23 protein-coding genes and 3 pseudogenes are annotated in these 25,325 nt (G+C 67.2%); 15 read left to right on the top strand and 11 right to left on the bottom strand.

Annotation, left to right across the window (positions count from 1 at the left end; all coding sequences use genetic code 11):
• Positions 1 to 89: 89 nt before the first annotated feature.
• The 4 genes and pseudogenes from ACFU6I_RS11075 to ACFU6I_RS11060 form a co-directional block, all read right to left on the bottom strand.
• Positions 90 to 1,100: an alpha/beta hydrolase gene (locus ACFU6I_RS11075; RefSeq protein ID WP_384363908.1), complete on the bottom strand. Its 1,011-nt coding sequence runs from the start codon at positions 1,098 to 1,100 to the stop codon at positions 90 to 92.
• 121 nt (positions 1,101 to 1,221) lie between these two features.
• Positions 1,222 to 1,767 (bottom strand): MOSC domain-containing protein, encoded by a 546-nt coding sequence (locus ACFU6I_RS11070; protein WP_384363906.1) that lies wholly within the window; start codon positions 1,765 to 1,767, stop codon positions 1,222 to 1,224.
• Positions 1,768 to 1,908: 141 nt separating this feature from the next.
• Positions 1,909 to 2,037 (bottom strand): annotated as a pseudogene (locus ACFU6I_RS11065) (IS5/IS1182 family transposase); the annotation flags it as partial.
• Positions 2,038 to 2,434: 397 nt separating this feature from the next.
• Positions 2,435 to 2,824 carry a MerR family transcriptional regulator gene (locus ACFU6I_RS11060; protein WP_384363904.1) on the bottom strand — a complete coding sequence of 130 codons (390 nt, stop codon included), beginning with the start codon at positions 2,822 to 2,824 and terminating at the stop codon, positions 2,435 to 2,437.
• A gap of 430 nt (positions 2,825 to 3,254) precedes the next feature.
• Here ACFU6I_RS11060 and ACFU6I_RS11055 point away from each other — a divergent pair, with 430 nt between their 5' ends.
• Both ACFU6I_RS11055 and ACFU6I_RS11050 read left to right on the top strand, forming a co-directional pair.
• On the top strand, positions 3,255 to 4,745 hold the full coding sequence (locus tag ACFU6I_RS11055; protein ID WP_384364052.1) for a SulP family inorganic anion transporter: 1,491 nt from the start codon (positions 3,255 to 3,257) through the stop codon (positions 4,743 to 4,745).
• A gap of 318 nt (positions 4,746 to 5,063) precedes the next feature.
• Complete coding sequence (locus tag ACFU6I_RS11050) at positions 5,064 to 5,855, top strand: class I SAM-dependent methyltransferase (RefSeq protein WP_384363902.1); 792 nt, start codon at positions 5,064 to 5,066, stop codon at positions 5,853 to 5,855.
• A gap of 343 nt (positions 5,856 to 6,198) precedes the next feature.
• Here the strand turns inward: ACFU6I_RS11050 and ACFU6I_RS11045 are convergent, their stop codons facing one another.
• Positions 6,199 to 6,321 carry a hypothetical protein gene (locus tag ACFU6I_RS11045; protein WP_384363900.1) on the bottom strand — a complete coding sequence of 41 codons (123 nt, stop codon included), beginning with the start codon at positions 6,319 to 6,321 and terminating at the stop codon, positions 6,199 to 6,201.
• Positions 6,322 to 6,370: 49 nt separating this feature from the next.
• On the opposite strand from ACFU6I_RS11045, the gene ACFU6I_RS11040 reads away from it, so the two are divergent.
• Positions 6,371 to 6,952, top strand: coding sequence for a hypothetical protein (locus ACFU6I_RS11040; RefSeq protein WP_384363898.1), 582 nt, complete (start codon positions 6,371 to 6,373; stop codon positions 6,950 to 6,952).
• A gap of 524 nt (positions 6,953 to 7,476) precedes the next feature.
• On the opposite strand, the gene ACFU6I_RS11035 is transcribed toward ACFU6I_RS11040, so the two are convergent.
• Positions 7,477 to 8,271, bottom strand: coding sequence for a nucleotidyltransferase domain-containing protein (locus ACFU6I_RS11035; RefSeq protein WP_384363896.1), 795 nt, complete (start codon positions 8,269 to 8,271; stop codon positions 7,477 to 7,479).
• A gap of 468 nt (positions 8,272 to 8,739) precedes the next feature.
• On the opposite strand from ACFU6I_RS11035, the gene ACFU6I_RS11030 reads away from it, so the two are divergent.
• The 3 genes and pseudogenes from ACFU6I_RS11030 to ACFU6I_RS11020 form a co-directional block, all read left to right on the top strand.
• Positions 8,740 to 9,417 carry an SMI1/KNR4 family protein gene (locus ACFU6I_RS11030; protein ID WP_384363894.1) on the top strand — a complete coding sequence of 226 codons (678 nt, stop codon included), beginning with the start codon at positions 8,740 to 8,742 and terminating at the stop codon, positions 9,415 to 9,417.
• 339 nt (positions 9,418 to 9,756) lie between these two features.
• Positions 9,757 to 12,042, top strand: coding sequence for a family 20 glycosylhydrolase (locus ACFU6I_RS11025; protein ID WP_384363892.1), 2,286 nt, complete (start codon positions 9,757 to 9,759; stop codon positions 12,040 to 12,042).
• A 433-nt stretch (positions 12,043 to 12,475) separates the two neighbouring features.
• Positions 12,476 to 12,715: pseudogene (locus tag ACFU6I_RS11020) on the top strand (transposase); the annotation flags it as partial.
• Positions 12,716 to 12,814: 99 nt separating this feature from the next.
• Here ACFU6I_RS11020 and ACFU6I_RS11015 read toward each other — a convergent pair.
• Positions 12,815 to 13,180 carry a hypothetical protein gene (locus ACFU6I_RS11015; RefSeq protein WP_384363890.1) on the bottom strand — a complete coding sequence of 122 codons (366 nt, stop codon included), beginning with the start codon at positions 13,178 to 13,180 and terminating at the stop codon, positions 12,815 to 12,817.
• Between the two features lie 4 nt (positions 13,181 to 13,184).
• On the opposite strand from ACFU6I_RS11015, the gene ACFU6I_RS11010 reads away from it, so the two are divergent.
• Positions 13,185 to 13,727: a DUF1214 domain-containing protein gene (locus ACFU6I_RS11010; protein WP_384363888.1), complete on the top strand. Its 543-nt coding sequence runs from the start codon at positions 13,185 to 13,187 to the stop codon at positions 13,725 to 13,727.
• A gap of 178 nt (positions 13,728 to 13,905) precedes the next feature.
• Here ACFU6I_RS11010 and ACFU6I_RS11005 read toward each other — a convergent pair whose 3' ends face one another.
• Complete coding sequence (locus ACFU6I_RS11005) at positions 13,906 to 14,091, bottom strand: DUF1737 domain-containing protein (protein ID WP_384363886.1); 186 nt, start codon at positions 14,089 to 14,091, stop codon at positions 13,906 to 13,908.
• Between the two features lie 168 nt (positions 14,092 to 14,259).
• Here ACFU6I_RS11005 and ACFU6I_RS11000 point away from each other — a divergent pair, with 168 nt between their 5' ends.
• Positions 14,260 to 14,700 (top strand): hypothetical protein, encoded by a 441-nt coding sequence (locus ACFU6I_RS11000; protein ID WP_384363884.1) that lies wholly within the window; start codon positions 14,260 to 14,262, stop codon positions 14,698 to 14,700.
• Positions 14,701 to 14,711: 11 nt separating this feature from the next.
• Here the strand turns inward: ACFU6I_RS11000 and ACFU6I_RS10995 are convergent, their stop codons facing one another.
• Positions 14,712 to 15,299 (bottom strand): histidine phosphatase family protein, encoded by a 588-nt coding sequence (locus tag ACFU6I_RS10995; protein WP_384363882.1) that lies wholly within the window; start codon positions 15,297 to 15,299, stop codon positions 14,712 to 14,714.
• 449 nt (positions 15,300 to 15,748) lie between these two features.
• On the opposite strand from ACFU6I_RS10995, the gene ACFU6I_RS10990 reads away from it, so the two are divergent.
• The 4 genes from ACFU6I_RS10990 (at position 15,749) to ACFU6I_RS10975 (ending at position 20,047) form a co-directional block, all read left to right on the top strand.
• Entirely contained in the window at positions 15,749 to 16,111 is a 363-nt protein-coding gene (locus ACFU6I_RS10990; RefSeq protein ID WP_384363880.1) for a YciI family protein, read from the top strand.
• Between the two features lie 5 nt (positions 16,112 to 16,116).
• Positions 16,117 to 17,361, top strand: a complete 1,245-nt coding sequence (locus tag ACFU6I_RS10985; protein WP_384363878.1) for an RNA polymerase sigma factor — start codon at positions 16,117 to 16,119, stop codon at positions 17,359 to 17,361.
• Positions 17,358 to 18,248, top strand: coding sequence for an alpha/beta fold hydrolase (locus ACFU6I_RS10980; protein WP_384363876.1), 891 nt, complete (start codon positions 17,358 to 17,360; stop codon positions 18,246 to 18,248). Before ACFU6I_RS10985 ends, ACFU6I_RS10980 begins: the two co-directional genes overlap by 4 nt.
• 281 nt (positions 18,249 to 18,529) lie before the next feature.
• On the top strand, positions 18,530 to 20,047 hold the full coding sequence (locus ACFU6I_RS10975) for a hypothetical protein (protein WP_384363874.1): 1,518 nt from the start codon (positions 18,530 to 18,532) through the stop codon (positions 20,045 to 20,047).
• 151 nt (positions 20,048 to 20,198) lie between these two features.
• Here the strand turns inward: ACFU6I_RS10975 and ACFU6I_RS10970 are convergent, their stop codons facing one another.
• Both ACFU6I_RS10970 and map read right to left on the bottom strand, forming a co-directional pair.
• On the bottom strand, positions 20,199 to 21,491 hold the full coding sequence (locus ACFU6I_RS10970) for a cytochrome P450 (protein ID WP_384363872.1): 1,293 nt from the start codon (positions 21,489 to 21,491) through the stop codon (positions 20,199 to 20,201).
• A gap of 515 nt (positions 21,492 to 22,006) precedes the next feature.
• On the bottom strand, positions 22,007 to 22,840 hold the full coding sequence (map, locus tag ACFU6I_RS10965; RefSeq protein ID WP_384363870.1) for a type I methionyl aminopeptidase: 834 nt from the start codon (positions 22,838 to 22,840) through the stop codon (positions 22,007 to 22,009).
• A gap of 64 nt (positions 22,841 to 22,904) precedes the next feature.
• On the opposite strand from map, the pseudogene ACFU6I_RS10960 reads away from it, so the two are divergent.
• From ACFU6I_RS10960 to ACFU6I_RS10950, 3 genes and pseudogenes are all read left to right on the top strand, one after another.
• Positions 22,905 to 23,137, top strand: a pseudogene (locus ACFU6I_RS10960) (helix-turn-helix domain-containing protein); the annotation flags it as partial.
• Between the two features lie 439 nt (positions 23,138 to 23,576).
• Complete coding sequence (locus ACFU6I_RS10955; protein ID WP_384363868.1) at positions 23,577 to 24,578, top strand: abortive infection protein; 1,002 nt, start codon at positions 23,577 to 23,579, stop codon at positions 24,576 to 24,578.
• A gap of 224 nt (positions 24,579 to 24,802) precedes the next feature.
• On the top strand, positions 24,803 to 25,204 hold the full coding sequence (locus ACFU6I_RS10950; protein ID WP_384363866.1) for a transposase: 402 nt from the start codon (positions 24,803 to 24,805) through the stop codon (positions 25,202 to 25,204).
• The last annotated feature ends 121 nt before the right edge of the window (positions 25,205 to 25,325 follow it).

The raw sequence follows: 25,325 nt of genomic DNA, 5'->3' as shown, positions 1-25,325 counted from the left end.
TCCCCATACTGGGCCTATTCGGGCGTTCCGACAACGCAGCAGGGTGCCGTAGCTGTCGTCGTGCGCCGCCAGGGACTACGGGACAGACCTCAGCCGGCGGTGGCCCGCTGCTCTGTGAGGACCGATGCCAGAAAGTCCTGCACGGCTGGGATCACCAGCAGGCCGCGGTGCGCCACTCCGGGGACGAGGTCGAGGCGGTTGGCGACACCCAGCTCGTCCAGGTTCTTGCTCAGTGCCTGCAGCCGCTCGACGCGGGTGCGGCCGATCGCGTCGGCGCCGTCCATCCAGTTGGACCCGCCCCGGTTGTTGATCTCCCAGGTTTCGGTGTCCTGGGCACCGACGACCAGCTGCACCCGTACACGGCGCATGGCTTCGAGGTCGATGCTGCGGCCGAAGCGCTCCTCGAAGTCGGCCGTGCCCAGCCACCACCGTTGCTGCGGGTCGAGCATGGTGATCCGGCCCGGCGCGCCGATGGACACCGCGGTCAGCCGATCGGGGTGGAGATAGAAGAAGCGGTGTGCGAACTGGCCGCCGCCGGAGAAGCCGAAGAGGCTGAAGCGGTCGGCTGCGACGTGGTAGCGCTCCTGTACCTCGTCGAGAATGCTCAACAGGATGTCGTCGAAACGGATGCCTTCGTATTCGATGAACTTGAAGTTGTGCAGGTCGCCCGGGTCGCCGATACCGGCCGGAAAGAGCGGTGCCACGATCAGGCACCGATACTGCTCGGCGAATTCCGCGAAGGCATCGCGGTAGGCCTCGGCCGCGCGGCCCGTGCCGTGCATCACGACAACCAGTGGCAAGGGCTCTTCCGCCTGACGGGCGTACCCGGTGGGCACGTACAGGCCGTACGAGAAGCGCTGGTCATAACGCGTGGCGTAGAACGGTGTCGGACCCACTTGGTAGTAGCGGCTGGGGTCGCGCGGGCGACGAGTAGTCACGTCATGGGAAATCGGGTTCGAGTGAGTTGTCATGCCGTCAGTCGAGCACTGGGCTTGAACGCGAACAAGAACATTGACTCGCGCCAGGTAATGCGAGTCGGGGAGCGTGAATGACGCGACGCGGGCCGGGAAATCGGCTGCAGGTGCGGTGGTCGTCTCCATGCCGGTCGCCCGGCAGGAGGTGCAGCGAGACAGCACACGACGACACACAGGCTACGAAAGCGCCGCTCACCGGCTCGCCGCCATCCTCGTCCGGGCACGCCGATGACCACGGAACAAGAACCTAGACCCGTTCCAGCGAGCGGTGGGGAAGGGGCGGGGTTTCGACCTGGATGGAATCGTCGGGGCGGACGATCCCTCCACGGCGGACCACAGCCATGACGCCACACTTGAATGTGAACTCGCCGGACACGGAGTCCATGGTGAAGACCTCACCGAGCAACCCCTTGTGGAAGTCGTTGATCTTCGAGCACGGGTTACGCAGTCCCGTCACCTCGAGCACCGCCTGCTCTCCGAGATGGAGCAGCGTGCCGGTGGGCAGGTCCAACAGGTCCACCCCGCGCGTGGTGATGTTCTCGCCGAGCTGACCCGCAGAGACCTTGAAGCCCTTGAGCGCGAGCTCGTCGAAGAGTTCCTCGTGCATCAGGTGGACCTGGCGCAGGTTGGGCAGGTCCGGCTCGTAGGTCATGCGGAACTGGTGGCGGATCGTCTCACCTGCGTGAACGTCTCCTTCCACTCCAAGCCCCGTGAGCAGCGTGATGGAATCGCGATTGGGCTTACTGAACGAGTACACCTCGTTACGGCTCACTGCGGCGACCTGACCAGTCATCACGCTCTCCCACCTGTTGTCGTTCTGCGGCCGGTCGATCTTAAAGGTGGTGCAACCAGCCTTGTGAGGGAAGCATGCAGTGAGCAGACCTCATCGGGCGGATACGCCAGGGTACGGAACCCAACCGGCATCGTCCCGTCACTGCCCGCCGGTCCTGAACCGCCAGATCACCCCCTCGAGCTGCTGCCGCAGCCGCTCGGGGTACGGGACGTACTCGCCGATCGGCAGATACGGACCGATGAACTCCCACTCTTCGTCCGTCAGTTGCATGCACGTGACGCCAGAAGGTCTACCGCCATCGCCCGCCTGCTCGCCGACAAGTCCCTGCCCCGACCGCGCTCCACATCCATCGACCCCGCTCGGTTCGAACGCGCCGTTGCCCTCGCGGAACGTGCTCCGGCCGCCCCACCTCCGGCGGCCGGGGCTTCCTGGATGCCGAGCTCGATCCCCCCTTACGAGGTCAGCCGCAACGGCTGTGATCAGCCCCTTCGGGGTCGCCGCGCTCTCAGCCGCGATCCTGAACAAGGCGATGAGCCTGGTCGTGGTCCTGGTCGCACTGCCCGGCCGCTGACGTCGCCGCCCGCCGGCCCGTCGCGGTCAACCTGCCGGCTGACAGTCTGCCGGGCGCAAGAGGTCAGCTACGCTCCGTCGCTACGAGCGGCCCTCCCTACTGCAGCCGCGCCCTCAATGTGCCCTCGAAATCCTCGGCTCGGGCCAACTGGATCCGGAGCTTGTCCACCTGCTCCACCGCGGCCAGCTGATAGGAGCGGAGCCGCTCCAGGAGCATCTCCCGCTCGCCGGCGTCGAGCACGTCGTCGGCGTCGAGGCGGTCGGTGGCGTCCAGCAGGTCACGCATCTGGTCCAGGGTGAAGCCGAGCGGCTTCATACGGCGGATGACCATGAGCCGTTGCACGTCGTGCTCGGTGTAGAGACGGAAGCCACCCTGAGAGCGCGCGGAGGGGACGACGAGGCCTGTCTCCTCGTAGTGACGGATCGTGCGCAGGGACAGTTCGGTCCGTGCGGCGACCTCGCCGATCTGCATGTGCTGGCCGTCCACGCCCCTGATCCCCTGGCCCTTCTCGTCGTCGGCGGTCTCGGCCCGGGTGGGCCCGCCTATCTCTACCCTAACGTTAGGGTAGAGTTGCTGGTGATGAGGGCGGCTTTCCGCTCTCTCACTACTTGCCGTGTCGGGGCCGATGGTGCCCCCGGCGAAGTCCCGATTCTTGCAGGAGAGAAGCGTGCGCGAGCCCATGACGCCCGGCGCCGCCGCCTGCCCGCCGTGATGCTTCGCCCCCGGATGTGAGCCCGCTCGCGCTGCCGCGCGGGCCCGCTCCATCCCCTTCTCGACTTCCGGTTCCGCATCTCGCGGAGCCGCCCGCGGGGTGCCGGCCCGGCCCCTCCGTATCCTCCCGCACACTCTGCCCTGCCGAACGGAGTGTGCCCGAGCACGACAGGCTCCGTCTCCCTTGTCCTCTGCCGCCACTGCCGTGTCCCCGGCCGCGCGCCTGCGCGACCTGAAGCCCGACTGGATCTCCGACCCAAAGGTCTGGCGCACCGAGGTCCTCGCCGGCCTGGTCGTCGCCCTGGCCCTGATTCCCGAGGCGATCTCGTTCTCGATCATCGCCGGTGTCGACCCGGCGCTCGGCCTGTTCGCTTCGTTCACGATGGCCGTCGTCATCTCGATCGTCGGCGGCCGGCGAGCGATGATCTCCGCCGCCACCGGCGCCGTCGCCCTCGTCATCGCCCCGCTGAACCGCGAGCACGGCCTCGGCCATCTGATCGCGGCCGTCATCCTGGCCGGCGTCTTCCAGGTCGCCCTGGGTGCACTGGGGGTGGCGAAGCTCATGCGGTTCATCCCGCGTTCCGTGATGGTGGGCTTCGTCAACTCGCTCGCCATCCTGATCTTCCTGGCCCAGGTCCCCGAGATGCACGACGTCCCGTGGGCCGTCTACCCGCTGATCGCCGCCGGCCTGGCGCTCATGGTGTTCTTCCCGAAGATCACCACCGTGATCCCCGCGCCACTGGTCTCCATCGTCGTCCTGACCGTAATCACCGTCGGCGCGGCCATCGCGGTGCCGACTGTCGGCGACAAGGGTGAGCTGCCCTCGTCCCTCCCGGTGCCCGGCCTGCCAAACGTGCCGTTCACGATGGACACGCTGACGACGGTCGCCCCCTACGCGTTCGCAATGGCCCTGGTCGGTCTCATGGAATCGCTGATGACCGCCAAGCTCGTCGATGACATCACCGACACTCACTCCAACAAGACCCGCGAGTCCATCGGCCAGGGCATCGCAAACATCGTCACCGGCTTCTTCGGTGGCATGGGCGGCTGCGCCATGATCGGCCAGACGATGATCAACGTGAAGGTCTCCGGCGCCCGCACCCGCGTCTCCACCTTCCTCGCGGGCGCTTTCCTGATGGTGCTGTGCATCGCCTTCGGCCCCATGGTCTCCGACATCCCCATGGCCGCACTCGTCGCCGTCATGATCATGGTCTCGTTCGCGACCTTCGACTGGCACTCCATCGCCCCGAAGACGTTTCGGCGGATGCCCGCCGGCGAGATCATCGTCATGCTCGTCACCGTCGCCTGCGTGGTCATCACACACAACCTCGCCATCGGCGTCGTCGTCGGCTCCATCACCGCCATGGTCATCTTCGCCAATCGTGTGGCCCACCTCGCCGAGGTAACCGCCGTCCTCGACCCCGACGGCACCACCGTCGTCTACCAGGTCACCGGCGAACTGTTCTTCGCCTCTTCCAACGACCTCGTCGGCCAGTTCAACTACGAAGGCGACCCCGACAAGGTCATCATCGACCTCAGCGCGGCCCACGTCTGGGACGCCTCCTCCGTCGCCGCCCTCGACGCCATCGAAACCAAGTACTCCGAGCGCGGCAAGACTGTCGAGATCACCGGCCTCAACACCCCCAGCGCCCGCCTCCACGGGAAGCTCAGCAGCGAACTCACAGCCGGCCACTGACCATCTCCGGTACCGCAGCACGAAGGTCCCCCGGCCACCCGGCCAGGGGACCTCTGCCGCTTCCACCCGTCAGGGGGTGCGGGCCTCGGCCTGCTCTCCTCGACGAGCTGTCCAACCTGCCCAAGGCGATTGGCGAACCGATCACCGCGGCAACCCCGTCAACCAGCGCTCACGCACCCGCTGCGCGACCACCCGGCGAGCCCGTGGGCACCTCGACGCCCGCTAATTTCGTTGAGCCCACACCCGTGATCGTGTTGGCTGGCGGCACCGAACTATCAGTACCGCTGGTGTCCGCTTGGCTGTAGCAGGGAGTTAAACGTGCAGGACATTGTCGTCGACCCCGGTGACCATAATCGGGCAGCCTGGGACAAGTATGTCCACGAGGGCAACGAGTGGACGAGGCCGGTGAGTTCTGAGGATGTCGAGCGCGCCCGCATGGGCGACTGGTCGATTGTTCTCATCGGGCGTGAGCCAGTCGACCGCTCCTGGCTGCCGACGGACCTGACCGGCAAGGACGTGTTGTGCCTGGCCTCCGGCGGTGGCCAGCAGGGTCCGATCCTCGCCGCCGCAGGAGCGCGGGTTACCGTGTTCGACAACTCGCCCCGCCAGCTCGGCCAGGACCAGATGGTGGCGGCGCGCGACGGACTCGAGCTGCGCACCGTCCTGGGTGACATGCGCGACCTCAGCGCCTTCGGCAACGCAGCATTCGACGTTGTGTTCCACCCGGTCTCGAACCTATTTGTACCCGGCTTGGCACCGGTGTGGCGTGAGTGCTTCCGCGTCCTGCGACCGGGCGGAACTCTGCTCGCGGGCTTCCTCAACCCTGATGTGTACTTGTTCGACCACGAGGCTCTCGACGAGCGCGGCGAGCTGGTCGTTGTGCACGAACTGCCCTACAGCGATGTCACGCAGTACTCCGCCGAGGAACGCGCCACGAAGTTCGGCGCCGATGCCGCTCTTGAATATAGTCACACCCTCACCGACCAGATCGGCGGGCAACTCGCCGCGGGTTTCGTCCTCACCGGCTTCGCAGAAGCACCGCACCAATCCAACGCATCTGCCCAATACATGTCGCACTATTTTGCGACGCTGGCGGTCAAGCCAGGCTGACCCATCCGCGCCGGCCGAGACGGCCGTGACAACCAAATGCCATTCGAAGATTGGCCACTGGTCCATTCGATGTGGCCAATCTCCAACTGGCCAAGTGGAGCGCTGTGCCGGCCGACCCCCACTGACTTCGCTGACCCGTGATGGTGGAGACCATCGCAGCGGTGCCGCCGGTAGTCGAAGAGCAGCAGTGCGGTCGCCCCGGCCATGAGCGCAAGCACCGCCAGTTCCACCGCCAGCCATGCGACCGGGGCCACTCGTACCCCGCCAACCGCACACGTGAAGATCACGAGTCCGCATGGTGCGAGCGCGGCGAAGCTCCAGCGCACAGTCCTTCTCAGCGCCTTCACCCGGCACGCTCCCCGAGCAGTTCGATGGCGCGGCGCACAGTTGCCCCCAGGTTGTGGCCGACCGTCAGCACTGCCCAGGTCGAGCCGAACGCCGCCGGCATCGCGAGCTGATCGATCACATCGGGCACCTCCAGCCGCAGCCAGGACGCCGTCGTTCAGAATCAGGTCATGGATGTCCCCAAGCTTCTGGAAGCTGCCTCCCTGCTGGTTCCCGAAGAGATCGCCACCGAGAACGACATCACGGTCAACGACGTCTGGGAGTACCTCACCCACGACGAGTGGGAGTTGGCTCTCGGGCTCTTGGAGGAACTCGGCGAGGTCCGCCCCCTTCCGCTCACCTTCTGGGAGACCCTCGCCACGGCTGCCGAGCAGATGCAGCTGGAGAAGAGCGCGGCCTGGTGTCGTTGGCGCTGCTACGAAGCCCGCAACGGGATCATCCGCGTCGGCCTCACCGTCCGACCGGCCAGTGAGGGTCGTCGGCAGACTCCCTTCTCCGGAGCCGGCGTTCTTCGGCCGATGTGGAACATCGGAAATCGAACCCCGACCGGCGAACCGGCCTTCGACATCGCGAGCCTCTGGGTCGAGTTCGCACCGTTCCTGGGGCCCGGCGAGCGATCCTCGGTGCGACTCGCACCCCTCGACCCCTCGCAGTGGCGGCACCTCCAGCCCGGCCGAACGATCACCATGCACGAAGACCGAACCGTCGCAGGAACGGCTGTCGTCCTGGAGATTCAGGGGCCTGCGGCATAGAAGTCGCTGTCGCTCCTGCTGTTGGTGCAGGGAAGGTGTGCTGACTGCACCTTCTCCGGCCCATTGGGCAGGACGGGAGCGACCGGTGACGAACCTCGGACTCCACGGCGGCGCAGACAATGGACCAGATCAACTTCCTGGGGCGGTACGCCCGCACCCGGCCGCCGGCATCGGGCCTACGCCAGTTGCGCGACCCGCACAGCGACGACGAGACCGACGGCGGCGCGGACTCATAGCCGCAGGCCAATGCCGTCGAAGTCGGTCCGGCCCGGAGCCACCGCCCATGGCTCCGGGCCGGACTGGGACGAGGATGTCGCCCGGCTCTCCCCGCTCAAGCAACGCAACCTCAACATGCTCAGCCGCTACAGCTTCACCACCCCCACGCCCGCCGCCGGTGCGCTGCGGCCTCTGCGGGACCCGGACGCGCCGGAACTGACGAGGACGCTGGCGGCGGGGAGCGCTGAGCGCCAAGACCGGACAGGACGGGGAGGTACTTCTGCCGGCCGTGTGCCGACCCGCTTCAGTCAGTGTCCTTGGTCGATGACGTCGTGGAGGTATTGCAGGGTGAGCTTCTCGGCGTGGCGGCGGCGTTCAACGATTGCTCCACCGGCATCGGACCACTGGCGGTAGAGCTCGACGGCTGCGAGGATGGCCTGTCCGGCCTCGTGGCGGTCGTAGCCGCACAGCGTCGCCTGAAGGTCGCGCGCCTCTTCGGGCGCGATGGTCTCGAGGTGACGTACACCGCGGGGCATTGCGCCCACCCGGCGAGCGGCCAAGGGGCCGAGCACGGTCTCGCGCAGGTAGTTGAGGAAGCCAATGGTCTCGAACAGTTCACCACGGCCGAGCTTCGTCGCGCCGTAGTGCACCCAGATCCAGAACCGGTCCTCGAACCACTGGAGGTCGAGCGACGCAGTGGTCGGCGGCTGCTGGGCGAGGGCACCGGCCAGGATTCCGTCCCGGTCCCACAGGACCTCCGGATTCTCGATGCGCTCGGCGAAGTCGGAAGCCCGCACGAACTTGAAGTCGACATGCAGAAGGGGCGGCCCGACGAGCGTGATGATCAGGCGCGGCTCACCGACATGTTCCCCGGTGAATCCGGCCACCAGGGAGGACCAGGAACCGATCAGCGCGAGCCGTTCCTGCATGACCGCGTCGTACGCCTCGTCATCGATGACCAGGATCAGGTCTACATCTGAGTAGGCATCGGGGTGGCCCCCTGCGATTGACCCGGTGATCGCCACGCCGGCCACGCGCGCATCCTGCCGGATCCGGGGAAGCGCGTCGCTGAGGAACTCGCTGTGCAAGGAGGGGACATCCATTGCTTTCCTTCCGATCGGAGCAAAGCAGGCCAACGTAACAGGCAGCAGGGTGAGAATCGCAACTCGAATTCTTACAAACGGCCCTTTCCCGGGGCAGGATTGAAACCGGGCTGCCGGGCGCCTGCTGATCTGCATACCCGCACTGGCACGCGATCGAGCGAGCATCCGGCGTTCCGGGGACTGCCCGTCGCACGAGCTCCGATTCCGCGAGAGCCAACTCGTCTGAGAACAACGCCCGACGCCATTTTCACACCACCTGGCAGCCCTACAGGTCAGAGCCCCACGCGCAGCCAACTCGGATGGGTGCGGTTCGTTTCGAGTGAAGGCGGTCAAGCGGTGAGGGCGTAAGTCCGCTGCTTGGGTGCGGGATGGAGGCACTCGTGCTCGCGGGCGGGATGGAACCGCCAGACGGAGGTCGGATGTCGGCGGCAGGGACTAATGTCCGTGCTCGCCGTCGATAGGAGAGCCGTGAACCTGCACATGCACTGGTCGGGAGTTCGGGAACGTGTCATCGCAGTGGAGGAGGCCGAGCGTCGAGCTCGTGGATGTGAGCCGTCTCGATACCCGACGTTCGAACCCGTCCTGACTCCCGCCGAGATCGCCGAGGTCGAAGCACAGTTCGGTGTCGCGCTCCCCGACGAGTACCGCACGTTTCTGGCCGAGGTCGGAGCCGGCGGCCCCGGACCGGCACTCGATCTCACGTCGTTGCGCCGAATCGACGGGACATGGGGATGGGTCTGGGAGAACGACGAGGACCATCCCTGGCTGCTGGACCCCAGTGGGCCCTTCGTCGAGACGGACGACTGGGCCGACCAGCAGATAGCGACCCTTCGCGCCGCCGGGTACGAACCCACCACCCCTGACGAGGACGACGACTATCTGGACGACTACCGCAAGGTCTTCGGCGACGCCGGCGACGACGTCTGGCACCTGGAACGCGGGCGGGGTGCGATCCACATCAGCGACAACGGATGCGGGATGACCGGCTGGCTCATCGTCGTCGGCCCGCACCGCGGGGAACTCCGCGACCGGGACTGCGCGGTCAACCCGCCCTTCGAGCCGCACGTCGATGCAAACGGAAACCTTCACACCTTCCGCAGCTGGTACCTCGAGTGGCTTGAGCAACGCGAGAGGGAAACTCGGTGATGAAGGGCTGGTGACCCTGGCCCGCCCCACGCACAGGGGCCTACTCGATCCGTCCCTTCAAAGGAAGTGCCCTCCAAGGGGCTTGACTGTATGTCAGTTCTGCACGCTGGCCCCTCTTGTCAGTCCTGCACGTTGACCCCCTCTTGACCGTGGCGCTCGCACGGGCCACACTCCCATCAATTGGTCTAGACCGGTCTAGACCAATTGATGGGAGGCATCATGTCAAAATCTGGTCGCCGTGCCGTCCCTCGTCACCAGGGGTCGGCGAAGTTGCGAATATCACGACTCGCCGGCTGCCTCGCAGCCCTGACGGCATGCTCGGTGCTGGTGTCGCCCGCCATGGCGAGTGAGACCGGCGCGAAACCTACTGTTCGGACGACGCCTGCGGGCGCCCAAAGCGACGTCGCCGACCCACGCACGACCCTGCTGCCAGTTCCGCAGAACTGGGAACCCGCAGGGGGGAAGCTCACCCTGGCGAACACGACCAGGGTCGTGATCGATCCGGCCACCGCCGGCCGCTGGACCGTTGTCCCAGGCATGACGACAGAATCCGACCCCATTGTGTCGACCCGGCCGCTGCACGAGGTCGCCCGGTATGCCGCTCGAGACATCGAGGCCCGCACGGGTGTCCGCCTACCGCTCACCCAAGCGAACAGCGCGAACGACAACGGCATCCAGGTGGCACTCGATGCGGCTCTCGCACCCGAGGTCGGCCCCGAGGGGTACCGGCTGGAGATCGGTCGGACGGTGCGGCTCACCGCGCCCACGGCCAGCGGCATCTACTACGGGTCGCGCAGCCTGATCCAGCTGCTGGTCGGGAGCGCCGACCAACGCACCCTGCCCACCGGTGTCCTCACTGACCGCGCCAACACCACCGTGCGCATGAACACGATCGACGTGTCCCGTGAGTACTGGGAGCCACGCGCCGTGGCCGACGTCATCCGACAGATGGGGTACCTCAAGCAGAACTACCTGGTGCTTCACGTCGATGACGCCGAGGGTTTCCGACTCAACAGCCCCAAGTACCCCGGACTGGCCGAGCCAGGCTTCAGCTACAACCGGGCTGACATCGAGAGTCTCGACCGGATCGCCCGGGAGAACAACGTGACCCTCGTTCCAGGTTTCGAGCTGCCGGCCCACGTCTCACCCAAGTCGGCCTACTTCCACGTCGGCATGGCAGACGGGCCGCGTGAGGTCGAACCGGGGTTCGGTGAGCGCGACACGGGCGCGACTCCGCAGAACACCTGCCAGGGCTACAGCTACAGCCACCTGACCGACGACTTCACGTTCAACCTCATGAACCCGAAGGCCCTCAAGGTCTCGCAGGAGATGCTCGACGAGTTCCTCCCCTGGTTCTCCTCGCCATGGGTCCACCTCGGTGGTGACGAGATGCCCCCGAATATGAACCGCTGCCCCGCTCTGGGGGACTACGTGGCCAACTCGAACGGCAAGTACGCCACGACGGCCGATGTCGAGATGGAGTTCATCAATGAGGTGAATGACCACGTTCGAGCCAAGGGCCGCACCTCGGTGGTCTACAACGGCTCCGAGGCGTCGGCGCGCAACATCCCGCTCGACACCAACATCATCGTCATGGACTGGACCGGCAGTGGAACCGCCGCCCACCTGAAGCCCTACGACAAGATCGTCGCTGACAGCAACTTCCTCTACCTGGTGCCGGCCCGTTCAGGCCGCCCCAACCAGCAGCGCATCGCCCAGACATGGACCACACCCACCGACCCGAAGATCCTGGGGTGGGGCATGCACGTCTGGGGCGACGACTTGGGCTGGGCCGAAGGCCAGTGGCTCGAGTCGCTGTCGATCATGCCGAGAGGCCGGGTCGCAGACCGGCAGTGGAACACCCGCCCGCGCACCCAGACGGAGTACGCGGCATACGAGGCCACCATGCAGACCATCGGCACCGCACCGGGATACACGGGCATCCAGCAGCCCAACGCCACCACGAACGCCCGACCGATCCACCAATACGTCATGGATCCGGAGTTCCCCCGTGGCACCTATGACGCGCACACGTCGAACAACCGACGCGGAATCATCGACCGATGCGACCTCAGCGGAATGACCCCGCTGTTCGTCTCGACGCGCTCAGCCACCGACCCGGACAAGGGCCAGGTGAAGGTCATCGACTCCGGCGGCTACTGGCTCGGGGCCTCCAACCTGACCGGACCCTGGTCGGTCACCGGCACCGCCAAGGTGAGCGGAACGGTGACTCTGCTCGGCCAGGTCGACTCCACGAACCGGGTCACCTTGAGCCCGACCGACGTCACCGTGCGCTGGAACGGTGTGACCCAGAGCTTTGGCCGTGGCCTCGGGTCAGGGCAATGGGCCGACTTCGCTCTCACCAGCGACGGTTCGACCGTCACGCTGTATCTCGACGGTGAGCGCGTCGGCACCGTCACCAGTGAGCTGACGCTGCCCCGCTCGCGGATGTTCTACGGCGCGTCCGGCACGACTCTCGCCGCCCTGGACATCTACGCACAGCACCTCACTGCCGACCAGGTGTCCTCCGTACGGACGCAGCGTCCCGAGGCTGTTTGCGCGACCTACCCCGAGGCGCCGACACTGCCCACGCCTCGGCCTGCCGGACCACCGACGCATAGCTGAGGAGGGGCCCTCCTGCTCATCGCTCAGGATCTCGCCCGCCCTCGACAGTCCCGCAACGAAGATCGCGACGACGAGCCGCAAGCGTGAACATCTCCTGAGTCCGCATCGGTGTGCCGAAATCGAAACAGGGCGGCTAGACCTCGTGTACGGGGCTAGCCGCCCTTTCACCGTCGTGGTGCCCGTGCCGTTACCGGAACCGGTGAGGAGGACATTGCGTGCGCTGTTCTGTCCGGCCCACAGGAATCCGTGGCCGGTGGACGTCGGCACCAGCATGTCTGTCGGTCGCACGGCGCGGTGGTCGGGCTGGTCCCGAACGACCGACCTGCCGTCGGTGTTCAGGATCAGGGGCTTGTACAGCCGGAGGAGGAGGGGTCTCCGCTGATGTGCAGGGTGACCGGAACGCCGGTGACGCTCCCGAGCCGGCTGGGCGCACCGCGGCCGTCCCGGCTCCAAGCACCATGTGATCGTCGGTCTCCACGGAACACCGCTCGCCGTCACGCTCACTGGCGGCAATCGGCGCGACGTAACCCAGTTCCTGCCACTGCTGGACGCCGTCCCGTCGATCCGGGGAGTTCGGGGACGCCCCCGCCGTAGGCCCCGGCGCTTGTACGCCGACCGGGGCTACGACTTCGACAAGTACCGCCGCCTGCTGTGGAGGCTCGGCATCAAGCCGGAGCATGAGGGCGAGTGGGACGACTTCTTCGTCTACCGCAGCCGCACCGACAACATCTACTTCCTGCTGCGCGGCTTCTTCACCTCCGTCGACGACCTGTCACCGGGCGTCGCGGCCATCGAGGGCATCCAGGTGCACCCGCTGCACGGCGACGCGGGGCCGATGCACTTCGCCCATGCCTCCGACACCCCGGCCGACGCGCTCTACCCCCGTGACGGCGCGTTCTTCGACGCGCTCGACGTCTTCGTCCAAGCCGACCGGGTCGACCGGACCGACCCCTACATGCACGGCGTCCTGACGTCGCTGGGCATCCGCAAGGGCCGGCCCTTCGCCCCGACGCCGCGTCAGCGAGAACTGCTGGGCCTGGCCGCGCAGACGGGCTGGAAGACGGCCAAGACCCTGGCCGCCCGCTTCGACCGCGAACAGGACGCCCTGTGGTGGGCAGACCGCCAGTGGGTCGCCCACACCAATGTCCGCCCAGGACGACTTCTGGCACACCCTGCTGGACGAGGAGTTTCGCGACCGCGCCACCGGCCACACCGACGTGAACGCCAAAGCGCACATGTTCGTCAACCACTACTCCATGAGCACCGGCATGATCAGCTCCATCGTCGGCTTCGGCGCCAAGTTCGCGGGCGCCTACCGCGACCACGACGGCGACCTGCTCACTGGCGAGCACACCTACCGCATCGACCTGCCCGCCGACCCGCCGGCCCGACTCTTCTGGTCCCTCACCCTCTACGACGCCGAGACCGCCGCCCAAGTCGATGCCCAGGGCCAGACCTATTCCTCCCTCAACGGCATGGACGACATCGCCCTCAACCCCGACGAGTCGATCACCCTCCACATCGGCCCCGAACGCCTGGCAGGCGCCGAGAACTGGATCCGCACCGTCCCCGGCCGCGGCTGGTTCGCCCTCATCCGCTGGTACGGACCCGAACAGGCCTTCTTCGACCGCCGGTACAAGCCCGGCGACTTCATCAAAACCGCCAGTAACCACAGCAACGCCTGACCGCCCGCCCGGAGCGCAATCGTGGGCTTTCGAGCGACTCGCCGAAGCGTGCACGGGAGAACCCGGACAGGGCAGCATGGGAACAGGCCGCATGGGCCCAGGTAAGCGTCACAACTCACACAATCTGTACGGCCGTTCTCACGTCACGGCCGATCGCCCACCGTTACTCGCACAGTCCCTACGACTGTGCCGACCAGATCAGCGCCTGGGCGACGATGACACTCTCACCGTTGAAGGTGATGGCCGGGCCTTCGTGCAGTTCGTAGCCAAGACCGATCGCTTCGCTCACACGCCGGCAGAACGTGGCGTCGTCCGGTCCGGTCAAGACTCGATAGACAGGCAATCCATCTGGCGGTGTGCTCATGAGGAGAAGGATCCCAGACCTACCCGCCCACTGAGCCAGCGGCCCAGCATGTCCCGAGGCTCGCTCCCCAGGTCGTAACGTCGTCGATCGCGTTCTCATCGCTCCTGTCAGGGTCGGTTGCGGCACATACGCGAGGGCCGGAGGTGCCGATGGGCCCGGGGCTGGTCGGTGTCGAGCCTGCTCAAGCGCCCGGCGGCCCGACTCGCCAGGGCGCTTACCGCGCCAGCCGACTTCCTCGATCCTCAACATGCCTTGCCCCGGCCGGAACACGTGATCGGTCGGCTCTGCCGATGCTGCACGGCCCGCCGCCCCCCATCGGCCACCATCGTGATCGTCCGCGCGCCCGCACACCTGCACCTCTGCCCGCGTCACGAACGTCGGATCCGCTCCACGCACGACATCCCGCTCGTCTCTCTGCCCGAGGTCCGCCAAGCCCAGCACCGCCTCGACCTGCTCGCCCGTCGTCAGGACCGCGGGATTCAGCAGGCCCTCGATCTCGCATGGAAGATCATCGACGAGTGGCCCGCCAGCGGCCTGCCGCTCGGCCTCGGGCGGGAGCAGATCCGTCGCCTTGACCGCAAGGTCATCGCCAGAGCGAATGTCGTCTGACGCGCCAGCCGCTACGGCAGGCTCCAGGCGAGCACGACCGGCTGCTCGTGCTCCAGGCCCAGAATGCTGATGGTGCCTGGATGCGGGTGGCCGAACAGTCGGCTGGCTGACGGGTCCAGGCCGAGCCAGCGCGAGGTGAGAACACGCTGCAGGTGACCGTGGGCCACGATCGCGACGTCACCATCGTTCAGCATCGGCCGCACCCGCTCCAGCACCGCGTCCGTGCGCGCGGCCACCTGATGGAGCTGTTCGCCCGGATGGTCGGCGTCGCCGGGGACGACGCCGTCGCGCCACAGATCCCAGCCCGGCCGCATCTGCTGGATCTGCGCCGCAGTCAGGCCCTCATAGCCGCCGTAGTCCCACTCGACCAGGTCCGCATCGGGCGTGACGCCGGACAGGCCCGCCAACTCGGCGGTCCGCAGCGCGCGACTCAGGGGACTGCTGAATACGGCGACCAGGTCGCGGCCGACCAGCTTCGGGGCGAGCGCCTTGGCCGCGGCCACGCCCGCGTCCGTCAGCGCAAGATCGGTGCGGCCGCCGTGCTGGCCCGTCCGGCTCCATTCGGTCTCACCATGCCTGATCATTATCAACTCGCCCATGGACGAGGAAGATATCCCACATCGAATACCGGGCGAACGTTGCCTGACACGGCACTCAGGGCTGTCCCGTAATCCCTGGTGGATCAGCGCGCGGCGTCAGATGCGGTGCATCGCAAGGCGGAGAAGCGTCCTCGGCTTGCGTCTTGACGGCGGCTGATGAGCTCTTCCGTGGTGCCTGTCTGCCGGGCGAGGAAAGCTCTCAGAGGCGGTGGGTTCCAGCGGGAGTTCTGCACGACGGATGCCCTCGCCCACTCGGGGCCCGGGGCCAGCGTCAGCGCAGAGCCAGGTTGTAGGTTGATCGCTTGCGTCGCTCCCGTGCATGGGTCGGTCAACGGCGGAGTGAAAAATCTCGAAGAAGGTTGTCGTCGGATGTCGAGGGCCCGTCTCCCGCTCCGACCAAGGGGTAACAGCGCGCCAGCGGGGCGCGCGGTATGGGGAGGTCACCCAAGATGAAGTACGTCGCGATGATCTACGGCAACCAGGCCAAGTGGGACTCCTTCCCGGCCGAGGCGTGGCCGGAGGCGATCGCCAAGCAGGAGGCGTTCAACAAGAAGTACCGCGAAAGCGGTGAACTGCTGGGCGCCTACGGCCTGGCGGATGCGGCCAACGCCCAGCTCGTGCGCCGCAAGGACAGCGCCCCGGCGGTCACCGACGGCCCGTACCTGGAGACCAAGGAGTACATCGCCAGCTTCTACATGCTGGACTGCGACAGTCTGGAGCGGGCGCAGGAGATCGCCGCGAACATGCCGTTCGCCGATGTGGAGCCGGTAGAGCTGTGGCCGGTGCTGCACGAGTCCGCGGCGGACATGTGACCGCCGTGCGCCATGACGCCGAGGACCTGCTGCGCGAGCTGGCGCCGCAGGTCCTCGGCGCGCTCGTACGCCGCTACGGCATGTTCGACGCGTGCGAGGACGCGGTCCAGGAAGCATTGCTGGCCGCCGCCCTGCAGTGGCCGGAGACGGGAGTGCCGGACAACCCCCGGGGCTGGCTGGTCACCGTCGCTGGCCGCAAGCTGGTCGACGAGTTCCGCAGCGAGAGCGCGCGGCGCCGCCGCGAGGACGCCCTCGCCCTGGCCACCCCGCAAGCCGAGCTGCTGAGCCATGCCGCCAACGCCGTGCCCTCCACGGACCGGGACGACTCGCTGGCTCTGCTGTTCCTGTGCTGCCACCCCGCGCTGTCCCCGGCCAGCCGGATCGCGCTGACTCTGCGCGCGGTCGGCGGCCTGACCACAACGCAGATCGCCGTGGCCTTCCTGGTCCCCGAGGCGACCATGGCCCAACGCATCAGTCGCGCCAAGCAGACCATCAAGGCGTCCGGCACCGTACTGGCCATGCCGGAAGGGGTCGACTTCGCCGAGCGGCTGGCAGAGGTTCGGCATGTGCTCTACCTCGTCTTCAACGAGGGCTACACCACCACCGGCAGCGCCGACCTGACCGCGCCGGAACTGTCCACCGAGGCAATCCGACTCACCCGGATGCTGCACCGCCTGGTGCCCAACGACACCGAGACCGCCGGCCTCCTCGCGCTGATGCTGCTGACCGACGCTCGCCGCCCAGCCCGCACCGGCCTGTCCGGGGAACTGGTGCCACTGGCCGAACAGGACCGCAGCCGGTGGGACCGCCGGCTCATCGCCGAGGGCGTCGGTCTGATCAGCCGGACCTTGCCCTGCGGCCAGGTCGGCCCTTACCAACTGCAGGCGGCCATCGCGGCCGTGCACGACGAGGCCGGGAACACCGACGCCACCGACTGGCCCCAGATTCTCGCCCTGTACGACCTCCTGCAGCAGTTCGGACCGAACCCGATGGTCAGCCTCAACCGCGCCGTCGCCGTGGCCATGGTCCACGGCCCGACCGCCGGCCTCGACCTGCTGGCGGAGCTGGAGACCGACAAACGCCTGACTCGTCACCACCGGCTGCTCGCCACACGTGCCCACCTGCTGGAGCTGCTGGGCGAACGGGAGGCCGCTGTACGTTCCTATCGTGAGGCCGCTCGCCGCACCACCAGTGCCCCCGAGCGCCGCCATCTCACCGATCGCGCCCACCGACTGGAGAACCCGGCTTGACCTGGACCGAGCGCACCGTGGTACGCGACGGTGTCCGAATCTCCTGCCGAGAATGGCTCGCACCGGGAGCAGGAACGCCCGTCCTCCTGTTGCACGGATTGGCAGGGCACGCAGGCGAATGGGACACCGTCGCTCAGGCCCTGAGTACCCGTCACCGGGTCATCGCCGTCGACCAGCGCGGCCACGGCGCCAGTGAACGCCACCCGCGCGATGTCTCCCGGGCTGCGTACGTCGGTGACGTCGTCGCCGTGATTCATCAGCTCGAACTGCACCAGCCTGCCCTGGTCGGCCAATCGCTGGGCGGTCACACCGCCTTGCTCACAGCCGCCGGGCACCCCGACCTCATCGGCGCGATCGCCCTTGTCGAAGCCGGCCCAGGAGGCCCGAATCCGAAGGTCCAGGAGGAGATCGGTGGGTGGCTCGACTCCTGGCCCATGCCGTTCCCCTCTCGTGAAGCCGCTGTCGCGTTCCATGGCGGTGGGCCGGTCGGTGAAGGCTGGGCCGCAGGTCTGGAGGAACGCGGCGACGGGTGGTGGCCCCGCTTCGACCGGGACGTGATGGTCGCTTCCCTGGCGGAAAACGCCCGGCGTTCCTTCTGGGACGAGTGGGCGCGCATCACGTGCCCGACCTTGGTCGTGCTGGCGCAGTCCGGCATCATCCCGCCCGAAGAGATCCGTGCCATGCTCGCCCGCCGACCGCAGACGTCGGCCGTCAGCATTCCCGGGACGGGACACGACCTGCACCTGGAACAACCCGTCGTCCTTCGCGAGCTGCTTCAGAAATTCCTCGAAGAGAGCGCCGGGCATCGCACCCACGGACAGACTGACCCAGACGCCGCAGAGCCCGGCCGAAATGTGGGGCGAAGGCCGGCCCCATCAGCACTTTGACAGCAGTTCGGCCGGACGGTGGCACCAGCTACTGGCAACGCCCGTGCAGCTGGGCCTTCTTCCGGTCGGAGCCGGTCAGGGCGCGGGGAGGGGAAGGACGCCATGGATGACCACATGCCGACCGTAAGGGGTGGGCATCGGCCGCATCTGGACGCCGGTGCGCAGCGGCTTCACCGATTCGCCAGGTACCGCGCCAAGCACGTGTCCGGGCGCCCCACCGACAACTCGTTGACAGCAAAAAATCCCGAACTCATCATTCACGTTCCGGGCAGGATGCCTCTGTGCATCACATCCTGTGCGGGCTCGCCGCCAACCCAGCCCTGTCGTCCGAGCTGGTCGACCGGCTGATATCCATTGCGGACGACGATATCGCCACGAGCCTCGCCTGTCGCGCAGACCTCAGCCGTGCTCAGGCGGTCGCGTTGGCCGAGCGCGTCGACGAGAGCGCGGCGCAGCTCGCGTACAAGGGTCGTCTGACCGCCGTCGACATCGATGCCTCTGTCTGGCCCGATGCCGCCCTCGCCCTGCTCGACCAAGGTGTCGGCCGCCCGGAGTGGGCGCGTCTCCTTGCGGCGGATCCGGTCCGTGAGCGCCGGGAGAAGCTGGCAGCCTGCCCCGGCCTCCCGTCCGACGTGGTGGACACGCTCGCGGCGGACCCGGACGTACACGTCGTGGCCGCGCTCGCCTGGTGGACCACCCGGGACGTGGCCGCGAGGCTCGCGGGGCATCCGCACGCCGAGGTCCGCCGCGCGGTGGCGGGCAACGAGGCGACACCTCCAGCCGTACTGGCAGCATTGGTGACCGGGGAAGGGCTGCCTGCGACGCGACGCTGTCTGGTCTGTGACCGCGAGAAGACCCCCTTCGTTCACGATCCGCAGTGCCTACGGCTCGACTGCGATCTGCCGCCGGGCGCCTCCTGCGACGGCTCCCACGAGTCCACCGTCCATGACATGCGGAGGGAGGCGCTCCTTAACCCTGCCACCCCCATCGAAGCCGTGGCCGGCTTCGCGGACCATCCGTCGATGCTCTTGCGCTGGGCGCTCGCCGCCCGCCGGGACCTGCCCCCGCAGGCGTGCGCGCGGCTCGCCTCGGACCCCACTCCCGGTGTCCGCGCCGACCTTGCGGAAAATCCCGCGATCGACGATGCCCTGATCCGTGCGCTGGCCGACGACCATGACCCCGACGTGCGCCGCAGGCTTGCGCACCATCCCCGTGTACCACTCGACGTGCTCACCCACCTGGCCCGAACTGCCAAGATAGGCACGACTCTTCTGCCCCGTATTTCTGCCTCCTCTCCCGCCGAGGTCGAAGAGCTGGCCAAGTCAACGGACCCGGCTGCCCGCATGCTCGTGGCCCAACGACGCGATTTGCCACCCGAGATCCGCGACCGGCTGGCCGACGACCCCGACGCGAAGGTGGTCAAGTCCCTCGCTCCGCACCCGGGCCTCACCGAAGCACAGTTGCGCGCCATGGTCGACCGACACGGTGTCCGGGTCCTGGCCAAGGTGGCGACCAACCCGGACGCGCCCCCGGCACTGCTGGAGGACCTGGTCCGGCACCAGCCAGCGGTGCAGAAGGTATTCCGCGAGGTTGCCCGGCATCGCCGGGCGACGGCCTCAGCCCTGCTCGTCTGCCTGGCGGACAAACGAGCGAGACCGATAGCCGCCGGCCATCCAGCACTCCCGCCACCGGTCATCGCAGAGTTGCTCGCCGACGCGGACTGGCAGGTAGTGGAAGCAGCAGCAGCCAACCCGTCCCTGTCGCCTGCCGTGATATCGGATCTGATGTGCCAGCAGTGAGCGCACAGCCCGCCCAGTCGACCGCTCGCTTGCCAAGTGGAGCGCTCCTTACCTTGTTGGCGGGTTGATTCCGGTCCTTCGTACGATCGGGAAACGGCGGCGCCGACCTGACGGTCCTGGTCGCGGCCTGTCTCTGAACGCAGGAGTGCCCTCAGCTGCGCATGGTGGCGCGCAGGCGCAGGCCGGCGGTTGTGAGGCCTTCGAAGGTGGTGACCCGGTAGCTGGGTTCCGGTCCGGGCGGCTCGCTCAAGTGGTAGCAGCGGGCGGTCTGCGCAGTCAGGAGCGTCATCATCGCCATGGCCAGAGCGGCTCCCTCGCAGCCGTGCGGCCCGGTGCCGAAGGACAGGAAGACCCCGGGTTTCGCCGGCGAGCCCGGATCATCGAGCCAGCGCTCGGGGTGGAACTGCTCCGGCTCGGAGTGTTCCCGTGTGTCGCGGTGGGCGGTGTAGGGGCAGACGAGAACGGTGGACCCGGCGTCGATGGTGTAGCCGGCGAGCTGAGTCCGTCGCGGGGCGCGCCGGGTCAGTAGCCAGCTCGGGGGGTGCAGTCGGAGCACCTCGCGTACCAGTGCCTGGGTGTATTGCAGGCAGTCGAGGTGGGTGCTGGTGGTCGCGGCCGGGTCCGCGGGCAGCAAGGCGGCTTCGGCCGCGATGCGGTCCGCTGCCTGGGGGTACCGGGCCAGGTGGAGCAGGATCCATCCGGCTGCCCGGGACGGTGTCTCGAAGGTGGCGATGGTGATTCCGGGGAGAGTGTCGAGGATGGCCTCTTCCGGCAGGAGGCCGTAGCGGGAGGAGGGCCGGAGCATCTCCCCCAGCACGTCGTCACCGAGCCGGCCCGATGAACGGCGCCGGCGGACGATGGGCCGCAAAGCGTTGGTGAAGGCGACTTGCTGCCGTGTGCGGAACCGCCGTGCCGGTGTGGGGACCCAGCGCGGCCATACCCAGCGCGAGGGGCGTACGAGCACCTCCCGGGCCACGAAGAGCTGTGAGGCAAAGGGCAGCAGGGTGGGAGCGTCTTCGGAGAAGAGGTAGCGCACGCCGACCTCCGCCAGGGCATGCCGGACCGGGGGCAGAATCTCGACGTCCTGGCCCGTGGGCCATTGGTCAACAAATCGAGCGGTCCCGGGCGCTATCTCACCGATCCGGGCTGCAACCGCCTGCGGGCGCAGTCCGCGCATGCGGGCGGCGTGAGCATGCGAACGCTCCTCGGACGTCCCTGCTCCGCTCGACCGCTTCAACGGCGGGAAGAGAGGCGAGGGTACCTTGGGGAAGTCCTGCGCGCGGCGCAGGACTTCTTCACACGGCCCGGCCGCAGCGGCTACGTAGACACCCGGCTCCAGCTGCCAGACGTCCCCGCACTCGTCAGCGCCACGGCGCGCCAGTGCCAGCCGGTCGCGGCTCCAGGCCGCGAAGCTGCCTTCGGGCAACCGCGGCGGCTCGTTCATTCGGCCCATGAGATCGCCCCTGACTCTCGTACCTGTCCAGGCCGATGTCGTCGGCAGCTCGGCCGGGAGCCGGCGGGCGCCCGGGGCACCCGCCGGCAGTACGGTCAGCTCCAATCGTCGCCGCCCTACACACCCCAGTCGTGTTCCCCGTACGCACCGTAGTGGCGGGTGAAGGACAGCTTGCCGAGCAGCTTGGCGATCATGATGTACTCCTCTCGCCTGCCTTCAGCACCAAATCCCATATACACCATATTGCCACATATGGCGTATATGTCATATATGGCATATTTAGAAAATCAGTCGCACACATGGATATAAGGCGCGTGCTTGCGAGCTGGGCCGCGGGGGTCGAGGAACGACAGACCGAGAACCGACACCAAGGGCCTTGCCGCAGATGACGGGACCGCTTCACCCGGTCTCGGCTCGGTGGTGCCGCAGCTCAGCGTTACCGGCGCCGCGGATATTGGGGTGCTATCCGCGGGACGTCCTCACCCCCTCCGCCCGCCGACGGGCCGTCAGCCGTCCACCAGGGACGACAGATCCTTGGCGCACGATCCGGCACGGATGTCCCTCAACCCCCTGTTCGGCAACGTGAGAATTTCGGCTCCGTCCTCGGTGATGGCGATCGTGTGCTCACTGTGTGCCGTCCGGCAGCCCGTCGCACTTCGGAGCGTCCACCCGTCGGCGTCGGTGACGAGTTCGGCGGTGTCCGCCATGATCCACGGCTCCAGTGCCAGCAGCAGCCCGGGGCGCAGTTTGTATCCACGGCCAGGCCGTCCGGAGTTCGCAACGTGCGGGTCCTGGTGCATCGTTGATCCGATGCCATGCCCTCCGAACTCGGTGTTGATCGCGTATCCGGCCTGGCTGAGGACGGCGCCGATGGCATGGGAGATGTCGCCGATGCGAGCTCCGGGGCCGGCGGCGGCGATCCCTGCGGCCAGTGCACGTTCGGTTGCGCTGATCATCGCGACGCTCTCCGGGGGCTGCGCGTCGCCCACGATGAAACTGATGGCGGCGTCTGCAGCGACTCCGCGCTTGGAGACGGCAAGATCGAGTGTGAGCAGATCGCCGTCGGCGAGCGTGTAGTCGTAGGGCCGCCCGTGGAGCACGGCGTCGTTGACGGCCGTGCAGATGTAGTGGCCGAACGGGCCGCGTCCGAAGGATGGCGCGTAGTCGACGTAGCAGGACAGCGCCCCCGCCTCGGCGATCATGGTCTTGGCCCACCGGTCGATATCCAGGAGGTTCGTGCCGACTGCGCTACGGCCCTTCAGTGCATGCAGGATGTCTGCGACCAGGGCGCCTGTGTCTTTTGCCCGGGTCAGCATGGTGGGGTTCAGGATCTCGATCATGCACTGCCTTCCTCATGGAACCAATAACTATACCGGCCATACTATACCGGTATTAAAATGGGGACTGCCGCTCACTCCCACAGAGGTCGCACGCCGAGAGCGCCTCGGCGCCCTCCTGCGTCGGGCCCGAGGAGAACGCTCGATGCTCGAGATCGCGCTCGACGCACGAGTCTCACCGGAGACACTCAGGAAGATCGAGTCGGGACGAGTAGCCCCCCTGCTTTCCCAACCATCGCGGTGATCGCCGATGTCCTCGGCCTCTCCCTCGATGCGGTGGGGGCCGAGATCAGCCAGTCCGGCTGCGGTGTTAGACCCTCGGACGCTGGTCACAGCGCAAGTGCACACGTCAGTGTCGGTGGCCAGCAGGCGGGTGACCCGGCCAAGCAGGTCGGCGCTCTTGCGCAGCCGCTTGTTGTAGCCGGACTGCTTGGGTAAGCACGGGAAGAGATGCTGCAGGCGGGAACGGGCGTGGCGAAACCACCTGGCCTCAAAGGTGAAGCCCAGCATGGCCTGCATCATCGCCAGTGTGACCAGCTCAACGTCGTTGAGCTACGAGGCGATCCCCACGGCCGTCCACCATGGCGCGAGATGCAGAGACGCCCTCAACAGGTCGTCGGTCTTCACATGGAGTGCGGTCGCGAGGGTGACCAACTCCGTCTTCACACAGTGACGTTGGACGCCCTCGGCCTATGCGCGCGGCCGATCCCTTTGGAGCTGACCGGTCTAAGCTCCGAGCATGCGAGATGACACGACAGCTCTGGTCTGGAAAGGCATCAACTACGACACCGGCACCAACTACGCTGAAAGCGGCCTGTCACGCAAGCCCCTGCCCAGCGACCTGATCCGTCAACACATGGCGGTCATCCGAAACGATCTGAACTGCACCTCGGTCAACCTCTTCGGCACCGACATCAGGCGGCTGACCGAGACCGCCGGTGCCGCCCTCGACCTGGGGTTGCACGTCAGCCTGCAGCCCCGACTCATTGATGCCGAGCCGGACGCGATGCTGCAACACCTCGCTGCAGCCGCCACGGCCGCCGAAGAACTGCGGGAGCAGTACGGCAGGGTCGCCCTCAATGTTGGCTGCGAGCTGACGGTCTTCGGCTCCGGAATCATCCCCGGCGGCACTCACGCGGACCGGTCCGCCAAGCTGGCCGACCCACAGTGGTGGCCGCGTTTACCGGAGTTCAACGAGAAGCTGAACGACCTACTCGGACGCGCTCTTGATGTGGCCCGGGCGCACTTCGGCGGCCACCTGACCTACGGAGCAGGTCTGTGGGAGAAGGTGGACTGGGACGGCTTCGACATGGTGGGGCTGAATTACTACCGGATGGCCTACAACGACGCCGACTACGCCACCAACCTCCGGCGATTCCACCAACACGGCAAGCCCATAGTGATCACCGAGTTCGGCTGCTGCTCCTTTGACGGCGCCGCCGAGATGGGCCCGGCCGGTTACGGCATCATCGACTGGACGGCCAATCCCCCCAGACTGGCAGGATCATTCACCCGCAATGAGCAGGTACAGGCGGATTATCTGTCACAACAACTGGAGCTCTTCGCGGCCGAGAGGGTCTACGGGGCATACGTGTTCGAGTTCATCGCGCCGAAGCCCCACTCATCCGACGCGCGCTACGACTTGGACATGGCCAGCTTCGGCGTGGTCAAGGCGATCGGGGACGGCTGGGAGCCGAAAGTCGCGTTCCACGAACTGGCCAGGCTCTACAGCTCCCACTGAAGGAAAACCTGCGGCCCGGTCCGGGCGTCTAAGGTGCGTTTCGAAAGTGGATCAAGCTAGTGTGCCCCAGCGACAGAGACGCAACAACGCCGCGACGTAGGCTCACCTAGTCTTTTGTACCCTCGGCCATACTAGGGCCTGTTCTGAGTCCGGATCACGGATGAGTCAACGTGGCCCCGGTGGCCGGTTGAGTCCGATAGACCGGTCACGTGACTCGTGGTGATTTGACCGATGGTGAATGGGAGTTGGTCGAGCCGTACCTCCCGCTGGGGGTGTCCGGGCCGATCCCTGACTTGCGCAGCTACTTCAACGCGGTGATGTGGCGATTCCGTACCGGCAGCCCCTGGCGGGATGTGCCGGAAAGCTACGGCTCCTGGTCGACGGTCTACGACCGGTTCCGGATGTGGGCGCGTGACGGGGTCTTCCAGGCACTCATGGACGGGATGATCGCCGAGGCGGCGGCCCGCGACGACGTCGATCTCAGCCTGGTCAGCGTGGACTCGACCGTTGCCCGTGCGCATCACCACGCTGCGGGCATGGTGGTCGACCCGGAGCTCCTTGACGACCTGGAGAAGGCTGTGACGGAGGAAAAGGGGCTGCAGCAAAGGGGCAAAACGACCCCGTAGGAGACGGGTCCGCGGACAGCGGGGACCCCGAGCGGGAACAGCGCCGTGCCGTGCGCCGACGCCACAGGGCCCGACTGCGGGCCGCCGAACTGGGCCGCTCCCGGGGTGGGCTCACCAGCAA

Origin of the sequence: Streptomyces sp. NPDC057486 (assembly GCF_042802415.1) — a bacterium.
Taxonomy (GTDB): Bacteria; Actinomycetota; Actinomycetes; order Streptomycetales; family Streptomycetaceae; genus Streptomyces; species Streptomyces yanii.
This window is presented reverse-complemented; position numbering and strand designations above follow the sequence as displayed.

Coding starts and splice junctions, on each gene's coding strand:
- ACFU6I_RS11075 (WP_384363908.1), bottom strand. CDS start 1,100: ATGGAGACGACCACCGCACCTGCAGCCGATTTCCCGGCCCGCGTCGCG.
- ACFU6I_RS11070 (WP_384363906.1), bottom strand. CDS start 1,767: ATGACTGGTCAGGTCGCCGCAGTGAGCCGTAACGAGGTGTACTCGTTC.
- ACFU6I_RS11040 (WP_384363898.1), top strand. CDS start 6,371: ATGGATGTCCCCAAGCTTCTGGAAGCTGCCTCCCTGCTGGTTCCCGAA.
- ACFU6I_RS11035 (WP_384363896.1), bottom strand. CDS start 8,271: ATGGATGTCCCCTCCTTGCACAGCGAGTTCCTCAGCGACGCGCTTCCC.
- ACFU6I_RS11025 (WP_384363892.1), top strand. CDS start 9,757: ATGGCGAGTGAGACCGGCGCGAAACCTACTGTTCGGACGACGCCTGCG.
- ACFU6I_RS11010 (WP_384363888.1), top strand. CDS start 13,185: ATGTCCGCCCAGGACGACTTCTGGCACACCCTGCTGGACGAGGAGTTT.
- ACFU6I_RS11005 (WP_384363886.1), bottom strand. CDS start 14,091: ATGAGCACACCGCCAGATGGATTGCCTGTCTATCGAGTCTTGACCGGA.
- ACFU6I_RS10995 (WP_384363882.1), bottom strand. CDS start 15,299: ATGGGCGAGTTGATAATGATCAGGCATGGTGAGACCGAATGGAGCCGG.
- ACFU6I_RS10990 (WP_384363880.1), top strand. CDS start 15,749: ATGAAGTACGTCGCGATGATCTACGGCAACCAGGCCAAGTGGGACTCC.
- ACFU6I_RS10970 (WP_384363872.1), bottom strand. CDS start 21,491: ATGAACGAGCCGCCGCGGTTGCCCGAAGGCAGCTTCGCGGCCTGGAGC.
- map (WP_384363870.1), bottom strand. CDS start 22,840: ATGATCGAGATCCTGAACCCCACCATGCTGACCCGGGCAAAAGACACA.
- ACFU6I_RS10955 (WP_384363868.1), top strand. CDS start 23,577: ATGCGAGATGACACGACAGCTCTGGTCTGGAAAGGCATCAACTACGAC.